Origin of the sequence: Chitinophaga sp. CCNWYY40 (assembly GCF_037483205.1) — a bacterium.
GTDB classification, from domain to species: Bacteria; Bacteroidota; Bacteroidia; order Chitinophagales; family Chitinophagaceae; genus Chitinophaga; species Chitinophaga ginsengisegetis.
Map to the genome: position 1 here is coordinate 325,344 of NZ_JBBHLF010000001.1, position 18,938 is coordinate 344,281.

Below are 18,938 nucleotides of genomic sequence, written 5' to 3' on the forward strand. Positions count from 1 at the left end.
GTATCTGATAAATAGAAACGCCGGGATGTGATTACATCCCGGCGTTTCTATTTATAATAAAATGATGTTGCTTAGAATTTGAATCCTACTGTCAGCATAATATTGCTCCTGGTATAATCCAGTGTAGCTGCGGCAGGACTCAGCTGTGCATCATACACGGTGTAAGGCTGGTACCTGTCTTTGCCCTGGGTATAGCTATAGGTAGCATCAGCATAAAGACCTTTATTACGGAAGCCAATACCACCGCTGTAAACTTTGCGGGAAGCGTTTATGCCTGCATTGTATTTATCATCGCTGTATGGATTGCCATAAGAAGCAAAACCTGCCCTCACTGCATATATCGCCATAAACTTAACCTCAGCGCCTACACGAATATTGGAAGTAGATTTATATACAGCGCTGATGTTATCGTTCAGATTTTTTTCTCCGGCTCTGTCATCACTCATTCTGAATTTACCAGAAGGGATGTTCACAAATTCATAGTCGGCAGTAATAAAGCCTTGTGTACTTTGTGGCTCCTGCAGGTTACCGAAGAAATAGGATGCACCGGCTGCTGCACGTAAAGGCGCGGTGTAGTTGTAATCATATTCTACAGGGTAGCCTTGTGTTTGATCAAAGGAGGTGGAGCCCTGTTCACCACGACTATCTTCTATGTCTGAATACAACTCAGAACTGTAGCTGTCGTGAAGAGAATACCAGGTAGGCGTAGCGAAGGTACCACCCAGTCTGAAGTGGTCGGTAACCTTATACAGGATACCAATTTTACCACCAACACCTAAACCGGTACGTTTCAGATCCTTGTAATAATCGAAGTAGCCAAAGTTGTTGCCTTTGTTGCTGCTGGCATCATCTTCCGACCACGCCAGGGATTCTTTATAATTAATACTGGGGAGGTTCAGGCTGGCGCCGATATACAGGCGATCGCCGTAGTTACCGCCAATAGCAAAAGTATATTCATTTAAACCACCTTCTGTTTTCAGGGTACCTCTTTGCTGAATGCCTTCGGTGAGTCCTCCGATCTGCCTGGAAGGAGAGGCCAGTGTCATGGGTTCTTTCGCGCCGCTGGTGGGCTGGTAATCAGCCAGCAAGCCGGTGCTGAATCCAAGATCGGTGCCCAGCGCCTGTGTAGAGGTGCTGCCATCGAATATATCATCTACAAAACGGTCTGAATAAGAGGATTTGGTATTGTGGCCTGCAATGGCAATTTCGTTGTTATAATTGGCCAGGCGCTCCAAACCCAGTGAAAAGGTAATGTTGTTCCAGGTGCTGCTGCCGCTGTTCTTATTGGTAGCCATGATCAGCCCGATGGACGGCAACTGGAAATTGCTGCGGCTTCCTTTATTATCAAGCTGGCCGTTACCGAGGTAATTAGAGGTATTTTGAGAGATGCCTACGCCACCTGAAATATGAAATTCGCCGGTCTTAAAGATGGCAATACCTGCCGGGTTAATGTGAGCGGATGAATAGTCTCCTCCCAGGCCCACACCTGCACCGCCCAGTGCCTGGGTTCTGGCTGTACCATGAGGCTGCAGGGGAGAATAAAGTAATGCGTCGTTGGAACTCTGGCCTAGTGCTGTTACAGAAATAAACAAGCCACCTAAAAGAGGATAAAGTCTTTTAATCATAGTCGGTATTCTTAAAATGAGATTTGCTAGCAGGTTATTTAACGGTTGTTAAGGTTTTGCTGCGATAAGTATAACGTGCTGAACTGGCAAAACGTGTGCGAGATAAAAAATAAGCGTAGGTTTTTAGGCTACGCTTATCTTGTAAATGATTTTTATAATTAACGGCCTCCTCTGGATGGACGGCTGTAGCCACCACCGCCGCCACCGGAATTACCACCACCTACACGACCACCGCCTGAGCTGGGGGGAGTGTAACTTGGAGCCGGAGTAGGAGCAGGTCTGCTGTATTCTGTTCTCTGCGGACGGGAATAACCACCACCATTGTTGCTGTTGCCGCTGTTGTTCTGATAAGCAGGTCTGGTTACAGGTCTTTCAGAACTGGACTGCTGGAATACACGGCGTGGTCTTTCACCACCGGATGTACCGCCATTGGCAGGCTGGAAAGTACCGGTTCTGGAAGGACGGGTATAACCGCCGCCGCCTGTACCGCCACTGTTGGTATAATCGGCCCTGCGAACTCTTTCGTTACCGCCTCTTACGGAACCATAGGAGTTGGAAGGACGTGTAGTATAATGTCCGTAATAACCGCCACCACCGTAGTAACCACCGTGGCCATAGTAGCCGCCGTAGTAGGGGTAGTAGTAAGAAGGCCAGTAGCTACCTACATATGGGTAACCCCATCCGCCATAGAAGCCGCTGCTCCATGGGCTGTAGTAACCACCCATTCCCCAGCCGAATCCAAGACCCAAACCGAAGGATGGACCATAAAAGCTGCTGTACGGGCTGTAGCCAAAACCAAAGCCACTACCGTATCCCATGCCAAAGCCACTGCTCAGGTACATGTTGGAGGCTGCGTTGTAACCATCCCAGTAATCACCGGAATAGTTGCTGCCACTGCCAAATCTGTTCAAGCGACGCTGGTAATCACCCTGGTCATCATCCTGGTAGGTTACATAGGTTCCGCCATCTTCCTGTGTTCCTTCAACATAGTTTGCATCGTTTTCATCCTGGCGGCTGTTGCCGTTCGAACCATTGTTGGAGGCATAGGTACGCTGCTGCTGACGCGGAGAATAGTATACATCATCCGGAGTCTGAGCCGTTTTATAGGTACTGGAACACGCTCCCAGTGCGAGCGATGCGGCCAGTCCAATGTATAATATAGGCTTCATTTGAAATATGTTTTAAGCGTGATTCGTGTAGTAAATTTACTTCTTTTAAACGGATATTACGGGAAGAAAGTTACAATAACACAGGCTACGTTATATTATTTTGTGATAAGTGTTTGCAACGTTATGTTTTTCATCTATGTTTGTGGAATTTTCTTCTTAATATAATTGGACAAAAACTAAGCCAATCCGGCCTTTGGCACCCGGCGGACGGATTTAATTTTGTCTCGACAAATTTAACCAGAATTGGCTTAAAAATAACGGTATATAAATAAGGTATAATTTTTATGAGTAAAGAGATTACGGCCCGCTCGGAAGACTATTCAAAGTGGTATAACGACCTGGTATTGAAAGGCGGACTGGCAGATTATTCTGCAGTGAAAGGATGTATGGTAATTAAACCATACGGATTTGCTTTGTGGGAAGCCATGCGCGATGTATTGGACCGCAAATTCAAAGAAACCGGTCACCAGAACGCCTATTTCCCGCTGTTCATCCCTAAAAGCTTTTTAAGTAAAGAAGCCGCGCACGTGGAAGGATTCGCCAAAGAGTGCGCCGTAGTAACCCACTACCGCCTCAAAAATGATCCTAACGGCGGCGGCGTAATCGTTGATCCGGATGCCAAACTGGCGGAAGAACTGATCGTTCGCCCGACTTCTGAAACTATTATCTGGAATACATATAAAGACTGGATCCAGTCTTACCGCGACTTACCCCTCCTGATCAACCAGTGGGCAAACGTTGTGCGCTGGGAAATGCGTACCCGCCTGTTCCTCCGTACCACGGAATTCCTGTGGCAGGAAGGCCATACGGCTCACGCCACCGCGCAGGAAGCCATCGAAGAAACAGAACAGATGCTGAACATCTACGCTGACTTCGCAGAAAACTATATGGCGGTGCCTGTGGTTCGCGGACTGAAATCACCCAGCGAAAGATTTGCCGGCGCCGTGGAAACCTACTGCGTGGAAGCTATGATGCAGGATGGTAAAGCTTTACAGGCCGGTACCTCCCACTTCCTCGGACAAAATTTTGCCAAAGCATTTGATGTACAGTTCTCTAATAAAGAAAATAAACTGGAATACGTGTGGGCTACCTCCTGGGGCGTGTCTACCCGCCTGATCGGCGCACTCATCATGGTACACAGCGATGATGAAGGACTTGTAATGCCGCCAAAAATTGCACCTATCCAGGTAGTAATTGTGCCTATTTATAAAGGTCCAGATCAGAAAGCCGGACTGGATGAAAAAGTAAATGTTATTGTTAAGGAACTGAGAAGCGCCGGTATCAGCGTGAAATACGATGATTCCGATAATAACCGTCCGGGCTGGAAGTTTGCCGAATATGAAATGAAAGGCGTACCGGTTCGTATAGCCATCGGCGCAAGGGATCTCGAAAACAATGTGGCCGAAGTAACCCGCCGCGATACCAGGGAAAAAATGAGCCTGTCGCTCGATGGTTTACCTGCCCGCATCGCCGGACTGCTCGACGAAATACAACTCAACCTGTTCAATAAAGCAAAAGCTTACCGCGATAGTCATATCACCAGTGTAGATACTTTTGAGGAATTTGAAAAAGTGCTGGACGAAAAAGGCGGCTTTGTATCTGCTCACTGGGACGGTACCGCCGAAACGGAAGAACAGATCAAAGAACGCACAAAAGCTACTATACGCTGCATCCCGCTCAATAATCCGCAGGAAGCTGGCACGTGTATCCTGACCGGTAAACCATCCAAAGAAAGGGTGCTTTTCGCAAGAGCGTACTAGGAAAGATGTTTCATATTAAGTATTACGGGGCCGGATTTTTGCGGAAGTTTCCCTAAAAATCCGTAACTCGTAATACTTACAGGTAATACTCCTGCAATAAACCATTAAAATCCGATGCCCTTGAACCGTTTTATAATGTTATGGGGGTTGGTCTTCTTTTGCACTGTTACAACAACCCTCGCGCAGGGGCTGATGATCCGTAACTATAATGTAAAGGACGGACTGGCCAACGCTACTGTTTATGCTGCTGTGCAGGATAAAGACGGTTTCATATGGTTTGCCACTCCCACCGGTGTCAGCAAATTTGATGGTAAAAGATTCCGCAACTACGCCAAAAAAGACGGTCTTACAGATAACGAGGTGGTGAAACTCGCCGCCGACTCCAAAGGACGGGTATGGTTTTTTACCCTCAACGGAAAACCTTCCTTCTATGAGAAATCAGTGATTCACAGCGAAGACAATGATTCCTCCCTCATTTTTAACAGCCGTAGTCACTACATGCAGTATGCCTTTGAAGGGCAGGGCGGTTATATGTGGTTCCTCAATACCAACAACCGCATCGTTCAATACAACGGCAAAAAAACAATCTACGATAAGCTGGGCGCCTCCGGATCAGACCTGTATTTCCTGATGCGGAACGACAGTATCTTTCATCCGCTGCAGGCTTCCTTTCACCTCGAAAGCCTGCACGATCCGGGTAATACACAGCAACAGATTTACCCCGTATCCCCGTACCCGTTAGATGACTCTGCACTGCACAACCGGATCAATAAAAGCGCTATCGTCATCATCCGGAACACGCTGTACTCCTATACCGCCAAAGATGCGGTATGCTTTTTTAACGGCGCGGAGTGGGGAATTAAAGATGATATCAGCCACATATGCATTGATAACGATAACCTGTGGATAGGTACCCAGCGCGCCTTATACTACCTCAAAGGTTATTTTAACGGAGAACGGAAAGTCATCCGGCTGCTGGATAATCATTTTATTACCTCCCTGCTGAAAGACAGGGACGGCAACATCTGGATCACCACTTTCGGCGACGGTGTGTATAACATCCCCTATAAGAATTTCTACTTCAGCTATCTTGATAATACCAACGGCCTCTATTCACATTCTATTTTCAGTATCAGCAAGGACAAGAAAAATGACCTGTTGCTGATAGGGCAGAATGCCGGCATCCTCAATACAATGGACGGGGATAACAATATCCGGCAATACACAGTGGATACCACTTCCGGCCGGAACAGCGTACTTTCCATTACCCCGTATACCACCGATAATGTACTCATCGGCACGGATAACGGTTTGTATAAGTTCAACACCGTGTCCCGGAAAACATCTCTCTTAAAAGCTGTAAAAATGCTGAAAGATGTAGATGTGTCGCCCGGCGGAAAAATCAGGATTGCTGCCAAAAACCAGGTAGTAGCGCTGGATGATTACGCCATCAGCGACCTCGATATGCTGGTTACCTCGTTAGCCAGCATCAACGACTCCGCTTATTATGTAGGTACCAACAATGGCCTGTTCTTTTGTACCGACCGCAAACGGCAACTGCTGCCTGCCGGTGCAGATACCCTGCGGAAGGTGAGCATCAAAGATCTGAAATGGATTGACGGCTCCCTGTGGATTGGCACCAGCGACAGGGGGATTTATGTAATGCAAAACGATAGTGTGGTAAAACACCTGTCAACCGCCAATGACCTCGCCAGCGATATCTGCCAGCAACTTTACTACGATGGCGTTGGCCGGCTGTATGTAGCCACAAACCGCGGTGTATCCGTAATTGACATAAAAACGCAAACGATTACACGTAATATCACCTCCAGCGACGGCCTGATGTCTGACGACATCAGAGGTGTTTACGCAGATAACGATATACTGTACATTGCTACCTCTAACGGCCTGTGTTACTTCAATGCGGATCATATCCCGGTGGATACCGTGCCGCCGGTGATTTACCTGAATAACATCCGTTATGGCGACAGCACGTTCCTGGCCTCCAATAATTTTGTACATCTCTATAAACGCAAAGCTTCGTTTGAAGCAGAATTTGGTACCATCGTTTTTGATTTGCCGGAGCTGGTGGAATACCAGTATAATTTTTCGGGAGATACAACCAGCGGCTGGGTAACCACCATGTCTAATATCATTCCGTTCCCCGACCTGCAGCCGGGCAACTACACCCTGATGTTAAGGGCCAGGAAATACAAGAGCGACTGGTCAAAACCGGTGAGTATAGATGTGAATATCCTGCCCCGCTGGTACCAGCAATGGTGGGCGAGAGGTATTCTGCTGCTGGCCGGGCTGCTGGTGGTGCTGATAGGATTGCGGTATATCATCCGGCGGATTAAGCAGGCGGAGAAACGTAAAACGGAATATAACCGGCGTATTGCAGAGCTGGAAGCCAAGGCGCTGACCAACCAGATGAACCCGCATTTTATTTTTAATTCGTTGAATTCCGTTCAGCACCTTATATTGGAGAAAGAAGAGAAGCAGGCGCTGAACTTCCTGGCAGATTTTGCTACGCTCATGAGGCAGATGCTCAATAACTCCAGGAAGTCGTATATATCGCTGGAAGAAGAAATCGCTTTCCTGACCCGTTACCTGGAGTTGGAAAAGATCCGGTTTGCCCATTCCTTTACCTATCACTTTATCATGGAAGATGCTTTGAAGGAATATACCATCTACATCCCACCCATGATTATTCAACCGATAGTGGAAAATGCGATTAAACACGGATTGGCGCCTAAAAATATCAGCGGTTACCTGGAAATCCGCCTGGAAATGGTGGATGACCTGTTATATTGTTCGGTAGATGACGACGGAATAGGCTGGGATAAGTCGAATAGCATTAAAAGTTCAAGGCTCATTAAACACGAGTCTACTGCACTTAGCGTGATTAAAGAGCGGTTGCAGATTATAAAATCTTTTAATGGAAGTGTTGGAAAGTTAGAAATTATTGATAAATTTAAATCTGGTTTCGGCAATAAGGAAGGTACCTTAGTTGAAATACTGATTCCCATTGTTAAGATGTTATGAGTAATATAAAAGCTGCCATTGTAGACGATGAAGTCCGCAACATTCATATTTTACGCAATATACTCGAGAACTACTGCAAAGATGTGACAGTTGTCGGTGAGGCGCAGAATATCAATGAGGCGGCAGAAATGATAAAAAATAACCCCATTGATGTTCTGTTTCTTGACATTGAGATGCCACCACACAATGGATTTCAGCTATTGGAAATGTTTCCGGTGCTGAATTTTGAAGTTATTTTTATCACTGCTTTCCAGGAATATGCACTGCAGGCAATTAAGTTTGCTGCGCTGGATTACCTGTTGAAACCAATCAAGGTCAGTGAAGTGGAAGATGCACTTGAAAAAGTGAAGAAAAGCAAGAAGGGACGACTCAACGAGCTGGCATCCATACTGAAAGACTACGTTAAGAACAACGATAACGCCTTCTCAAAGATCGTTATACCGGTGAATGACGGGTATAATGTAATCGATCTGAAGGATATTATCTATTGTGAAGCCTTTGACAGCTACACGAAAATCCAGTTGATCAATAACGTGTCTCACCTGATCTCCAAATCACTGAAGGAGTATGAGGAAATGCTGTCCGATAAAGGTTTTTACCGGGTGCATAAATCCTTCCTCATCAATATTCACCACATCGTAAAAATCATTAAAGGACTGGGAACAGCCGTGGTGATGAGCGATCAGAAGAATATTCCAATCTCTTCCCGTAAAAAAGATGAGTTCTTTACCCAGCTGAAAGGGGTGATCAATCTCTGATATTATTAATTTACGCTAATTATTAAAGCCGGTGAGCCATCGCTCAACCGGCTTTTTTGTGCGTTGCCTAAGCCAATCCACCCGTTTACGGATTGCCCCGCCAACTTATCATATGCTTATACTATTTTTCTAATAGGTTTTCATAGAATGACTGATTACATGCCCTGCTTTTTCAGGCAATGCGTGTACGACTTAAATGAAAAAGTCCCGCTCCGGCCAGCCGGAAACGGGACTTTTATTTTTTAAGACCTAAAACCCAGTTACTTCAGGGGATCAGAGGTTTTCGGCGCCAGCGCCGGTAGCAATATTATAGTAATAGATATTTCCGCCTTTTTCAGGATAGAAACCTATCAGCTTCAGATTCTTTTGTTTTTCCACCACCTGGCTGAGTTCATCCACAGAGGTGATCTGTGTATTGCCGGCTTTCAGGATTACAAAGCCCGGAGCCATTGTGGTTTGTTTTTTCAGGATACCGTTGCCGATATCATTTACGATTACACCGCCATTCACACCCAAACGGGCAGCCTGGTCTTTATCAAGTTCGGAAAGGTCAGCACCCAAACGATCCAGTGCAGTTACCTTTACCAGGTCCGTATTGCCTTTCAGGTTCTTCATCACTACATTGTCCACGGTCACTTCTTTACCGTCGCGCAGGTAGCTTAAACTGATCTTATCGCCTGGTTTGTAGCGCGCCACCTGTTCGCTCAGCTGGGAAGTGGTAGGGATTTTTACGCCGTTCACTGCAGTGATCACATCACCGGTACGGATGCCTGCAGCCGCAGCAGAGCTGTTGGGCAACACATCTGTTACCTGTACGCCGTTTACATCTCTTTTGATACCGGCATCCTTTAACTGCTCATCGCTCATATTGGCAATGAGGGAGGAAGGCGCATATCTTACACCGAGGTAAGCCCGTTGTACGTTACCATATTTCAGGATATCGTTCACCACTTTTTTGATGAGGTTTACCGGGATCGCGTAGGAGTAACCTGCATAAGAGCCTGTTGGAGAGGCAATCGCAGAGTTAATACCTACCAGTTCGCCGGCAGTGTTCACCAGTGCGCCACCGCTGTTACCCTGGTTTACAGCGGCATCCGTTTGTATAAAGGATTCGATGGCGCTGTTCACTTTGCCGCCGCTTCTGTTGATACCAATAGAGCGTGATTTGGCACTCACGATACCCGCTGTTACGGTAGCATCCAGGTTAAGCGGATAACCTACCGCCAGTACCCATTGTCCTATTTCCACATTGTCGGAGTTGCCGTACAGCAGGTAAGGAAGGTCTTTGGCGTCAATTTTAATAACCGCCAGATCCGTGCTGGGGTCGGTTCCTATCATTTTTGCTTTGAATACTTTGTTTTCGTTGCTGAGGGAAACGCTGATTTCATCGGCGTCTGCAACTACGTGGTTGTTGGTTACAATGTAACCATCTGCAGAGATCAGTACGCCGGAACCGGAAGCCATCTGGCCTGGAACGTAATACCTGCGGCCATCTCCGCCACCGTTAAATTCATCTCCAAAAAAATCATCTCCAAAAAGGTCCTGCAGGATACTGCGTCTTCTTTGCAGGTTATTGCCATTGGTTACCTGCCTGGGGTTGATCTTTGTTTTGATATGTACTACACCCGGCACTGCTGCCTTGGCCGCGGTGGTAAAGTCGGAAGGTGGGGTGGCATTCGCATTCCCTTCCGTACCCGGCATGTAGCGCGCATAGTTTACGGGAATTTCAGTACCATTCTGGAAAACAATCGGCTGCTTCGGCTGAATATATTTGCCATACACAAATATGGAGGCAGCTGCCGTTACAGCACTGATAAGAACAGTCGTAACAATTTGCTTGAATTTCATATTATAGTGTGTTTGCGTGATAATTAATAATAACGCCGGGATATGATCAATTTACATGCCCTGACTACAAATTTAATTCGCGTCATGAATCAAACGCAACAGGGGGGATTTACTTTAACACATTTTTATATCAATCGTTAAACACGGCTTAATACCCCACTGACAGGCATGGCAGCCCGCCTGTCAATATAACAAGTAATTGCGACAAATTGTTAGGAGGGGAGCGCCCTCCCTTCTTATAACTCCAGCAGGAACTTCATGGTATCTACACCGTCTGCGTAATCAGTGAGAGATGGTTGCTGGGCATAGCCGAACGGTGTGAACTGTTGTCCCACCAGGCATTGCACGGCGTCTTCCCCGGAAAGCTCCTGTTGCAGTTGGGCCATATCTACATAATAACTATAGTGTAAAACACTGATGGGAGAAAACAGGCCGGTATTTTCCTGCAGCAGGATACTGCCGTTAGTCATATAGGGACTGCTGTTCAACAGCAACAGGGCCAGGTTATAATCGTAGTTGTTTTTGTATTTATGATGATCGGCGAGGTGGCTATACTTTTCCAGCGCTTTCAGCAGGGGGGCAAAGTCGTAGTTCAACGGTACATATATTTTGGTAACGTTCCTGCATCCGAGGCCGAAGTACAGCATCACATCATCAGCCAGGGCAGCCAGTTCTTCCGGCGTTTCCTTACCGGTAAGGATGGCGGCGGAAGTACGGTTATGACGGATAATGTGCGGGTATTTGGCAAAATAGTAGTGGAAATACCGGGCGGAGTTGTTGCTGCCGGTGGCAATATAGGCGTCGCAGTTTTTCAGCATGTCCTGTATTTCCGTTTGATTGGCCTGGTCCGGATACCATTCACCGATCTTTTCCAGGATATGTTTCATCAGGATTTCATCTTTCCCGGAAAGTTTCATTTTTACCCGGTGGCCGCTGATGAACCCGCAAAGCCAGTCGTGGAAGCCTACCAGGGGAATATTTCCGGCAGAAACGATCCCCACGTTTTTAGGTGTCCGTTCTTCCGTAACTTTGGGGTATCCCTGCAGCCACTGTTGTAAAGGGGCAGGGGAGAGGAAATAGCGGGAGATATTATCCAGTGCATTGTCTATAAAAGGGGGAATAAACCAACCATTGGCAATATATGCGCGTTCTTTTACTGCTTCCAATTCCGGGCTCTTATCCGCCAGATACTGCCCCAGGCGCACCAATGCGGCTTCTTTTTCTGCTATGTTCATGAAACTATATAAATAATGACCTAATTAAACCGGGAAAATTTTATTTTTGTCACACAAAATTAATGGCTTACTACTTAACCAAAAAGTTTACACTATGGCAATTAAGATAACAGACGAATGTATAAACTGTGGCGCCTGCGAACCGGAATGCCCCAATAATGCGATATATGAGGGTGGTGTTGAATGGGCGTTAGCCGATGGTACCACCGTAAAAGGCTCCTATACATTAATGGACGGTAGTGTACTGGATGCTGACCAGCGAAATGCGCCTATCAGTGTAGATACCTACTATATTGTGCCCAACAAATGTACAGAATGCCAGGGATTTCATGAAGAACCGCAATGTGCGGCGGTTTGCCCGGTAGATTGCTGCGTTCCTGACGAAATGTACCAGGAAACCGTAGACGAACTGATGGAAAAGAAGGCAAAACTGCACGTTTAAAATATTCTCAAGGAAGCTTAATAACCGTTCCCGCTCTGGCTGGGACGGTTTTTTTATGTAATTTGAACAGCCACTGCCCGCAAGCGCTGTGGCTCTTGACAATTAACAAATAACCTTTAACTTTACCCGCTTATAGTAAAACATCTTATGAAGAAGAATATAGCTTTGGTCGCCGGTGGATATTCCGGAGAATATGTGATATCCGTACAAAGTGCCGTAACTATTGAAAATAATCTGGATAGCAGTAAATACAACGTATACAAGATTATTATCACCAAAGAGAGCTGGAGCCATACCCGCGCCGATGGAGAGGTGATTGAAGTAGATAAAAATGATTTTACCTTAACCATCAATGGCAAAAAGATCATTTTTGATTCCGTATTTATTGGTATTCATGGCACACCGGGAGAAGACGGGCGCCTGCAGGGATACTTCGAAATGCTCGGTATTCCGTTCACCAGCTGCGGTATGGTTACCTCCGCGCTCACATTCAACAAAAGCTATTGCAATAAAGTAGTAGATGCGCTGAAAGTGGTGAATGTGTCTAAATCCGTACATATTTTCCGCCATCAGCCATATAATACGGCAGAAATACTGCAGCAACTGCGTTTACCCGTGTTCGTAAAGCCGGCAGAAGGCGGCAGCAGCATCGGTATGTCGAAAGTAAAAACGGCCGAAGAGCTGCAACCCGCTATCGATAAAGCCTTTAAGGAAGACACCCAGATCCTGATCGAAGAGTTTATCAAAGGCCGGGAACTGACGATGGGGCTGTTTCGTGCCAACAACGCCATTACCGTGCTGCCTATCACGGAAGTAGTGAGCAACAAGGAGTTCTTCGACTACGAAGCGAAGTATACCCCGGGCGTATCCAACGAAATTACCCCTGCACCCATAACGGACGATATTGCCCGCCAGGTACAGGAAATATCTACTGTTATTTACAACAAACTGAATTGTAAAGGCATTGTACGGGTAGACTTTATATATGAAGAAAGTACCGGGAAATTATATTTCCTGGAGATAAATACAATGCCCGGGCAGTCTGAAAACAGCCTGGTTCCCCAGCAGGTAAGGGCTGCAGGAAAAACGCTGACGGAATTTTATGGCCTGCTTTTGGAAGAAAGCCTGAAGTAAGGATTATCACACTTAATATAATTATCGTGTTCGACTTTATTACCAAACGCTCTTTTTTATTTAATCTGCTGGCGGTTATTGTAATGTTTTTTGCCCTGGCCCTGTTGTTTTTCTCCATGCTGGGTTTCATCACCAAACATGGACAGCAGCAAACCGTACCGGATGTTCATGGAAAAAATATAAAGGAAGCCATTGAGTTGCTGGAGAAAGCCGGCTTTGAAGCCGATGTAAGAGATTCTATTTATATCGATTCTATTCCTCCCCTGGCAGTGTATGCACAAACACCCGACAAGGGAGCGCAGGTAAAGGTGGGCAGAACTATTTACCTGACCGTAAATAAAACAGTGGCGCCTATGGTGAAAATGCCGGACCTCGAAGGACTTACCTTCCGCAGCGCTGAAATGATGCTCAAAAGCATGCGTCTTAACGTAGGAGATACCATTTATAAACCCGACTTTGCCACCAACACCGTATTACAGCAACTGCTCAATGGCAGGAAGGTAAAGCCCGGCACCGAAGTGGCGGAAGGCAGCAATATCACCCTGATCCTCAGCAGCGGAACCGGCAGCGTGGAAAACCCGGTGCCTAACTTTGTAGGACTCACCTATGCAGAAGCCCGTGAAATGCTCAGCGCCAGCAATCTCAATCCAGGTACCGTGATCATTGATCCGAGTGTATCCGATACGGCAAACGCCTATGTGATTAAACAGGTGCCTACCCGTAAAAATGAAATCGGCGACTTTAACATGGTAAGAGCCGGTGAAAGCGTTGACTTCTGGTTATCAGCCACCAAACCGGTAACCGACAGCACCGCTGCCCCAAAACCAGTTGAAGAGGATAATTGAAAATGATGTAATTTGATTTTAAATACTTAATAACATGCAAAACATTACGGCAGAAGAACTGAAACAACGCATAGACAACGGTGAAGAACTTTATATATTAGACGTAAGAGAACCACATGAACGCGCAGAGTTCAACATTGGCGGTACGCATATTCCTTTGGGCTTTGTACAGCAGATGCAGGTGGATGAAATTGAGGACTGGAAAGACAAGGAAATCATCGTGTATTGCCGCAGCGGTAACCGCAGCGGGCAGGCATGTATGTTGCTCGACTCTATGGGCTTTACCAACACCAAAAACCTGGTAGGTGGTATGCTGAAATGGACAGAGCTGTATAAATAAGATGTAGTGCCTTCTGCGCTTGTTTGCCCGGTTTGTGCCGGGAAGAATAAGCGCAGAAGTATTCCCTTCATCCCGCTTTCTGCTCTACAATAGCAGTGGCTTCTATCTCCACCAGGTAACGGGGATCAATCAGTTTACTTACTTCCACCATAGAGGTAGCTGGTTTGATGCTTTTAAAGAACTCCCCATGCGCCCTTCCGTATTCTTCCCACCTGGAGATATCTGTTACAAACATCCGGGTACGTACCACATCATGCAGGGTGGCGCCGGCGTTGATCAGCGCTGACTCTATTTTTGCCAGGGCAAATTTCGTTTGTTCATAGGCGTTACCTTCTGCTACCACCTTGTCGTTATCGGATGCTACGGTGCCGGATACTTCAATTACATTGCCTACCCTTACCGCACGGGAGTAACCTACTTTTCCTTCCCAGAGTGCGCCGGAGGAATAATTGGTGCGTTTCATAGCTGTTTTTTAGAAAGATGAGGAGATACACAAATCTACAACATCTTCTTTAGTGTGTGGCAGCGGTGTTACTGCCGGGGGCATCTGCCGGGGGCTGTGTAGTTCTGAATTTCACCACTTTGCCCAGTAAATCGAACCAGAAGGGCGCTCCCAGCGATATTGCCAGCGCGGTAATGCACCAGCCGGCGAAAACCAGCCAGCCGTTTTGCTGGAAAGGATGCGTATAGCCGCAACGCATGGTGATATGTCCGCCGGTAGTATCGGTAACACAGGCCCGGCTGATGCCCAGCACATTCGCCGCATCGCCGGCATCGCTGCGTAGCAGGGCATATACGCCGAGCAGGGAGGTATCGCTCACCAGTATGCGAACGGAAGTATCCGCCCGGAAAAAGGCACTGTCTTTATGCAGCACGTTTTTACGTATAAGCGTATCAGTGATAGCGGTATAACCCGGCGCCCTGCTGGCTGCCAGCTGCACCATCTGTGATCTTACATTTTTGTCTTTCATCAGGATCCGCGCTATGGCAATGGAATCCACGTTAAACAATGCTGCAATGGCAATACCCATGCATAACAACCAGGTTTGCGTTTGCTTCCGGTACCAGCCGCTGGCCCGGGTCATGGTTTCGTTGAACCAGCCTTCCATATTGATCCGGAAGGCTGCTGTATTATGCCCGGCATCTTCAAACAATTGCAACAGGTGCTCCCTCGTATCCGGTACCAGGTGCAGGTAGTTATGCGTCAGCGCAGCTTTGATAGCCTGGGCATCGGTGCCTTTATGCTCCTGCACACTGCCGCGTAGCAGGTGTACCATTGTTTGGGAAAAGATCTGCGGACTGATATAGGCCGGGCGGGAAGTGGCGCTGTTTTCCCCCAGGTTCCGGATGGAAGGCGTGCTGTAAAACTTTTTAAGGAAAGGATTCTTCCGGAAAGGCTCAAAGAAATATACTACGCTCCACCCCAGTTCATAAAACCAGTTAAAGAAAGTAAACTTCCCAAACCAGCCCAGGTCTTTACTGTGATCATCTTCCTCCAGCATCCGGCGCAACCCTTTCGTTAACAGCCGCGCCCTGGAATTGAAGATCCTGGCAACCAGTTCCTGCACCACAGAGGCCAGCAAACTGTATAGCAGGTAAATGAAAATAAGGCCAAGCGCCACATCTATGGCCAGGTTACTAAACATAAGGATAGGTATTAAGTTGACATATTTACATAAAAGTAAATATTTATACCAAAGATAAAAGCGCACTACGCAATGTATTTGCAAACTCTCCGTTATATTTTTTAACAAATTGCTGTGTCAGGTGCAGCACCGAAACAATATATCTTTGCCAATATTTTAGTGTATATGAAATTGAAACATTTAGCCTTGTGCCTGGGAATGGCAGCCTCCTTCAGCGCTACCGCCCAGATCAAATACAGGGATACCGAGAAGAAGCCGACTTTAGTTCCTTACGACAGCAGCATTGCCTTTCAGCATCTTACACCGGATATCGCCCAGCTAACACTGGTAGGACAGGAGATCACTTTCCTGAAACTGAACCCCAGACGCTCCGTGAGAAATAAAGAAGACACCCTGCTGGATAACCTTAAAATGAAAGCCGTAGTGGAAGTGCCGTATAAAAGTGTACTCAAAGGCGGACATTTTTATACGCCCTACAAGGCGATAGAGAATAAAACATTCATGATCGTTGACTACGACCGTAGAAACCTGGAAGGTACGTCCACGCTGATTTTTACGCTGCGGGATGAAGACCGGAAACTCCTGCTTTACCAGGTGCCTGAAGACAATCTTTCTAACACACCGGTTATTATTAACGGTAACTACGAATGGTTGAAGCGGCAGTATGTAGGAAGAAAATTACATCTCCGGAAGGAAAATAAAAAAACGGAAAATGTGCTGGACAACAACAAGGAAATTACGCTGACTAACGAAGACGTTTATTCCTGTACAGATATTGCCGTAATTTTTGCCGGTAAACAGAAATATGGTCAGCCTTTCCTGATCGTTAAAAACAGCGGGAACCAGGAACTGGCTATCGGGGTGGGGAAAAAGAATGAGTACACCACCGGACCGCTGATTGAAGAATTTGAGTTTTAGTGCTAACAGGAAAGCGGTTACAGTAGCCGCTTTCCTGTTATTTATTTTGGATCGCCGAATTCAAAAAAGCAACAGCTGCCACCTACCCAGGTATCTTTGCTGTTAAATCCTACACCTATCATTTTGCCTTTGCTGATCCGGGCCAGATTATGCACCAGCATTGGCCGCGCAGCACCATCCTGCCAGATATAGATCATGCGTATTTCGCAGATAGCCGGACCGGTAGGCGTTTCCACGGCAGGCGCATATTTCACTTTATGCTGTAATATCCAGTTCTCAGGATCTTTGATCCCATCAATATCTTCGGGAGTAACATCTATCAATACCCCTTGTCCGGCAAAGGAGAAGAGTGGTTTCAATACATAATTTTCAAGGTCGGCAGGTACCACCGGTAACTCATGCAGGAACCAGCTTTTTGGTACATATTCACTGTGAATAAACGGCATGATGTACTTACTGATGCGGTAAAACCAGTTGGGGTGCGTGATCCACTCCACGTCCAGTTCCTGGAAAAGATTTACGTGTGTATCAAGATTTGCGGCCTGGCGTTGCAGGTCGTCGAAAATGATCCGGTTATAAATACGGCGTACACGGGTTTTTACACCGTCTTTCAGGTAAAATAACTGTTTGCCTTCCTGTATCAGCGAGGTTAAGCAAATGGTGGGGATATCCAGATTTTTTTCGGTGCTGTAAAAATCAATCCGCGTCTTTTGCTCTTCCGGCTTTACTTCCAGCAGTATTACTTCTTCCGGCGCATAGGGGCCAATGATCATTTCACGCAACAGCTGGTAATAGGCTGCTTCATCCAGTCCGTTGAAAAAATTACTGAGCGTATCCGGTATATTGAAATGCGTTTTAAAACGACGGGCCATTACTTCCTGGAAAGCCATCATGGTAGGGAATCCCTGCAATTCAATAAGCTGGGGTACCAATGAATCATCTGCGGCTTTGCAAACCGCAAAATCGATTACAATAAAATGGGGATGCTCATTTTCATGCGGCACTTTCAGTGTAGGTGGAATAGCATCGCGGGTAATGGTTTTAAAGTCGGGGCGAAGCAATACATCCACTATTTCCTCGCATGCCTGCACCAGTTTACTGCTGAGAGCTGCCGGTACAAACACTGGGGTTTCGGCCACCCTGAAAGCAGGCGCCACGCCGGTGTCAGCCGCAATACCTGTTAAAAAAGCCTGGTATTGCGCTGGGGTAAATTGTTGATTATATGCTTTTCTGACAGCAGGAATCATAAGTTTTTAATTAGAAGAACGAGTGCTCGTTATCATGATGCGCCGCAACCTGCACCAGCCGTTCAATGGCCGCCAGCCTATCCGACAGCCGGCCATAAATAGCATAGTCGAGGAATGCAGTAATAAACCGGTCGTGTGTAAGCATAATCCTGCCGGGATCAGTAAGCTGGCGGATCATGCTGTTATATTTTTCCAGGCCGTGATGCTTTACTACCTGTTTTTTCTTTTCTTCCTGGAGGAGGTACATGTGCATACCAGCCGCATCGGCTTCCGGGTGGAACTGTGTACCAATAAAGTGTTCATTAAATCGGATGGCCATGGTGGCGCGTTCCAGTGGAACATGCGGCCGTTCTTTTTCCAGCGCAATAACGTATCCGCCCATTGCCTGGAGATTTTCATAATCCAGTTCAATCACCTGCCAGTCGCGGCTATCCACAATGTAAAAAGGATCGGGGAGTGCGCTGAATACCTTTTCCTGCATGCCTGCAGCGGTTTTATGCACGGGGAATACGCCAAATGCGGGCGATTTCCGCCTGCATACATTTCCCAGTTTATAATAGCGGCACATGAGCTGGTAGGAGTGGCAGATAAAAAAGACGGGCTTTTTCTTTTCGTTGGTACGGTTCCATTCCAGGAGGCTTTCTATCAGGGAAAAGTAAGCGGTTTCCCAGTCGCTGCCTTCACTGGCCACCGGGCTGCCGGGGCCGCCCGTGGAAATATATATGTCATAGGAGGTATCAGGAACCTGTATTTGCTGCCTTACTTCAAACTCATCAAACTGCAGGTCCAGGGCATGCATGCTGGCATATTTAGCCAATATTTCACGGATACAGCGCATCCCTTCATTGGGAACACCCTCATACATATCCAGCACAGCCACCTTCCAGCTATTTTTAATTGGATGCATGCCACAAAATTACGCGAAA

16 protein-coding genes are annotated in these 18,938 nt (G+C 46.8%); 8 read left to right on the forward strand and 8 right to left on the reverse strand.

Going from position 1 to position 18,938, the window contains the following annotated elements; all coding sequences use genetic code 11:
• Window positions 1–71: 71 nt before the first annotated feature.
• On the reverse strand, window positions 72–1,625 hold the full coding sequence (locus V7S65_RS01325) for an OmpP1/FadL family transporter (protein ID WP_336386465.1): 1,554 nt from the start codon (window positions 1,623–1,625) through the stop codon (window positions 72–74).
• A gap of 158 nt (window positions 1,626–1,783) precedes the next feature.
• Window positions 1,784–2,794 carry a hypothetical protein gene (locus V7S65_RS01330; protein ID WP_336386464.1) on the reverse strand — a complete coding sequence of 337 codons (1,011 nt, stop codon included), beginning with the start codon at window positions 2,792–2,794 and terminating at the stop codon, window positions 1,784–1,786.
• Window positions 2,795–3,078: 284 nt separating this feature from the next.
• Between V7S65_RS01330 and proS the strand changes: the two genes are divergently transcribed.
• The 3 genes from proS to V7S65_RS01345 all read left to right on the forward strand — a co-directional run bounded on the left by proS (window position 3,079) and on the right by V7S65_RS01345 (window position 8,357).
• The gene (gene proS / locus V7S65_RS01335; protein ID WP_079468593.1) at window positions 3,079–4,554 is read left to right on the forward strand and encodes a proline--tRNA ligase; all 1,476 of its coding nucleotides are present in this window, start codon (window positions 3,079–3,081) and stop codon (window positions 4,552–4,554) included.
• Between the two features lie 120 nt (window positions 4,555–4,674).
• Window positions 4,675–7,599 carry a sensor histidine kinase gene (locus V7S65_RS01340; protein WP_336386463.1) on the forward strand — a complete coding sequence of 975 codons (2,925 nt, stop codon included), beginning with the start codon at window positions 4,675–4,677 and terminating at the stop codon, window positions 7,597–7,599.
• Window positions 7,596–8,357 carry a LytR/AlgR family response regulator transcription factor gene (locus tag V7S65_RS01345; RefSeq protein ID WP_078672331.1) on the forward strand — a complete coding sequence of 254 codons (762 nt, stop codon included), beginning with the start codon at window positions 7,596–7,598 and terminating at the stop codon, window positions 8,355–8,357. Before V7S65_RS01340 ends, V7S65_RS01345 begins: the two co-directional genes overlap by 4 nt.
• Before the next feature lie 273 nt (window positions 8,358–8,630).
• Here the strand turns inward: V7S65_RS01345 and V7S65_RS01350 are convergent, their stop codons facing one another.
• Together V7S65_RS01350 and V7S65_RS01355 are read right to left on the reverse strand one after the other, a co-directional pair.
• Window positions 8,631–10,205 (reverse strand): trypsin-like peptidase domain-containing protein, encoded by a 1,575-nt coding sequence (locus tag V7S65_RS01350; protein ID WP_079468591.1) that lies wholly within the window; start codon window positions 10,203–10,205, stop codon window positions 8,631–8,633.
• A 236-nt stretch (window positions 10,206–10,441) separates the two neighbouring features.
• Complete coding sequence (locus tag V7S65_RS01355; protein WP_079468590.1) at window positions 10,442–11,440, reverse strand: acyl-CoA reductase; 999 nt, start codon at window positions 11,438–11,440, stop codon at window positions 10,442–10,444.
• Between the two features lie 94 nt (window positions 11,441–11,534).
• Between V7S65_RS01355 and V7S65_RS01360 the strand changes: the two genes are divergently transcribed.
• From V7S65_RS01360 to V7S65_RS01375, 4 genes are all read left to right on the forward strand, one after another.
• Window positions 11,535–11,882 (forward strand): 4Fe-4S dicluster domain-containing protein, encoded by a 348-nt coding sequence (locus V7S65_RS01360; RefSeq protein WP_079468589.1) that lies wholly within the window; start codon window positions 11,535–11,537, stop codon window positions 11,880–11,882.
• A gap of 147 nt (window positions 11,883–12,029) precedes the next feature.
• Window positions 12,030–13,016 (forward strand): D-alanine--D-alanine ligase, encoded by a 987-nt coding sequence (locus V7S65_RS01365; protein ID WP_336386462.1) that lies wholly within the window; start codon window positions 12,030–12,032, stop codon window positions 13,014–13,016.
• 26 nt (window positions 13,017–13,042) lie between these two features.
• Window positions 13,043–13,861: a PASTA domain-containing protein gene (locus tag V7S65_RS01370; protein ID WP_079468587.1), complete on the forward strand. Its 819-nt coding sequence runs from the start codon at window positions 13,043–13,045 to the stop codon at window positions 13,859–13,861.
• A 34-nt stretch (window positions 13,862–13,895) separates the two neighbouring features.
• Complete coding sequence (locus V7S65_RS01375) at window positions 13,896–14,201, forward strand: rhodanese-like domain-containing protein (protein ID WP_079468586.1); 306 nt, start codon at window positions 13,896–13,898, stop codon at window positions 14,199–14,201.
• A 67-nt stretch (window positions 14,202–14,268) separates the two neighbouring features.
• On the opposite strand, the gene V7S65_RS01380 is transcribed toward V7S65_RS01375, so the two are convergent.
• Together V7S65_RS01380 and V7S65_RS01385 are read right to left on the reverse strand one after the other, a co-directional pair.
• Window positions 14,269–14,664: a RidA family protein gene (locus V7S65_RS01380; RefSeq protein ID WP_079468585.1), complete on the reverse strand. Its 396-nt coding sequence runs from the start codon at window positions 14,662–14,664 to the stop codon at window positions 14,269–14,271.
• 49 nt (window positions 14,665–14,713) lie between these two features.
• On the reverse strand, window positions 14,714–15,847 hold the full coding sequence (locus V7S65_RS01385) for a hypothetical protein (protein WP_336386461.1): 1,134 nt from the start codon (window positions 15,845–15,847) through the stop codon (window positions 14,714–14,716).
• Window positions 15,848–16,012: 165 nt separating this feature from the next.
• Between V7S65_RS01385 and V7S65_RS01390 the strand changes: the two genes are divergently transcribed.
• A complete protein-coding gene (locus V7S65_RS01390; protein WP_336386460.1) occupies window positions 16,013–16,765 on the forward strand; it encodes a hypothetical protein in 753 nt (250 codons plus the stop codon).
• A 41-nt stretch (window positions 16,766–16,806) separates the two neighbouring features.
• Here V7S65_RS01390 and V7S65_RS01395 read toward each other — a convergent pair whose 3' ends face one another.
• Complete coding sequence (locus V7S65_RS01395) at window positions 16,807–18,012, reverse strand: hypothetical protein (RefSeq protein ID WP_336386459.1); 1,206 nt, start codon at window positions 18,010–18,012, stop codon at window positions 16,807–16,809.
• A 10-nt stretch (window positions 18,013–18,022) separates the two neighbouring features.
• The gene (locus V7S65_RS01400) at window positions 18,023–18,919 is read right to left on the reverse strand and encodes a type 1 glutamine amidotransferase (protein ID WP_079468581.1); all 897 of its coding nucleotides are present in this window, start codon (window positions 18,917–18,919) and stop codon (window positions 18,023–18,025) included.
• Window positions 18,920–18,938: the final 19 nt, after the last annotated feature.

What these genes read in the sequence shown, in the direction of transcription:
- V7S65_RS01325 (WP_336386465.1), bottom strand. Translation starts at nt 1,625, where the DNA reads ATGATTAAAAGACTTTATCCTCTTTTAGGTGGCTTGTTTATTTCTGTA.
- V7S65_RS01330 (WP_336386464.1), bottom strand. Translation starts at nt 2,794, where the DNA reads ATGAAGCCTATATTATACATTGGACTGGCCGCATCGCTCGCACTGGGA.
- proS (WP_079468593.1), top strand. Translation starts at nt 3,079, where the DNA reads ATGAGTAAAGAGATTACGGCCCGCTCGGAAGACTATTCAAAGTGGTAT.
- V7S65_RS01345 (WP_078672331.1), top strand. Translation starts at nt 7,596, where the DNA reads ATGAGTAATATAAAAGCTGCCATTGTAGACGATGAAGTCCGCAACATT.
- V7S65_RS01350 (WP_079468591.1), bottom strand. Translation starts at nt 10,205, where the DNA reads ATGAAATTCAAGCAAATTGTTACGACTGTTCTTATCAGTGCTGTAACG.
- V7S65_RS01355 (WP_079468590.1), bottom strand. Translation starts at nt 11,440, where the DNA reads ATGAACATAGCAGAAAAAGAAGCCGCATTGGTGCGCCTGGGGCAGTAT.
- V7S65_RS01360 (WP_079468589.1), top strand. Translation starts at nt 11,535, where the DNA reads ATGGCAATTAAGATAACAGACGAATGTATAAACTGTGGCGCCTGCGAA.
- V7S65_RS01365 (WP_336386462.1), top strand. Translation starts at nt 12,030, where the DNA reads ATGAAGAAGAATATAGCTTTGGTCGCCGGTGGATATTCCGGAGAATAT.
- V7S65_RS01375 (WP_079468586.1), top strand. Translation starts at nt 13,896, where the DNA reads ATGCAAAACATTACGGCAGAAGAACTGAAACAACGCATAGACAACGGT.
- V7S65_RS01380 (WP_079468585.1), bottom strand. Translation starts at nt 14,664, where the DNA reads ATGAAACGCACCAATTATTCCTCCGGCGCACTCTGGGAAGGAAAAGTA.
- V7S65_RS01385 (WP_336386461.1), bottom strand. Translation starts at nt 15,847, where the DNA reads ATGTTTAGTAACCTGGCCATAGATGTGGCGCTTGGCCTTATTTTCATT.
- V7S65_RS01390 (WP_336386460.1), top strand. Translation starts at nt 16,013, where the DNA reads ATGAAATTGAAACATTTAGCCTTGTGCCTGGGAATGGCAGCCTCCTTC.
- V7S65_RS01395 (WP_336386459.1), bottom strand. Translation starts at nt 18,012, where the DNA reads ATGATTCCTGCTGTCAGAAAAGCATATAATCAACAATTTACCCCAGCG.
- V7S65_RS01400 (WP_079468581.1), bottom strand. Translation starts at nt 18,919, where the DNA reads ATGCATCCAATTAAAAATAGCTGGAAGGTGGCTGTGCTGGATATGTAT.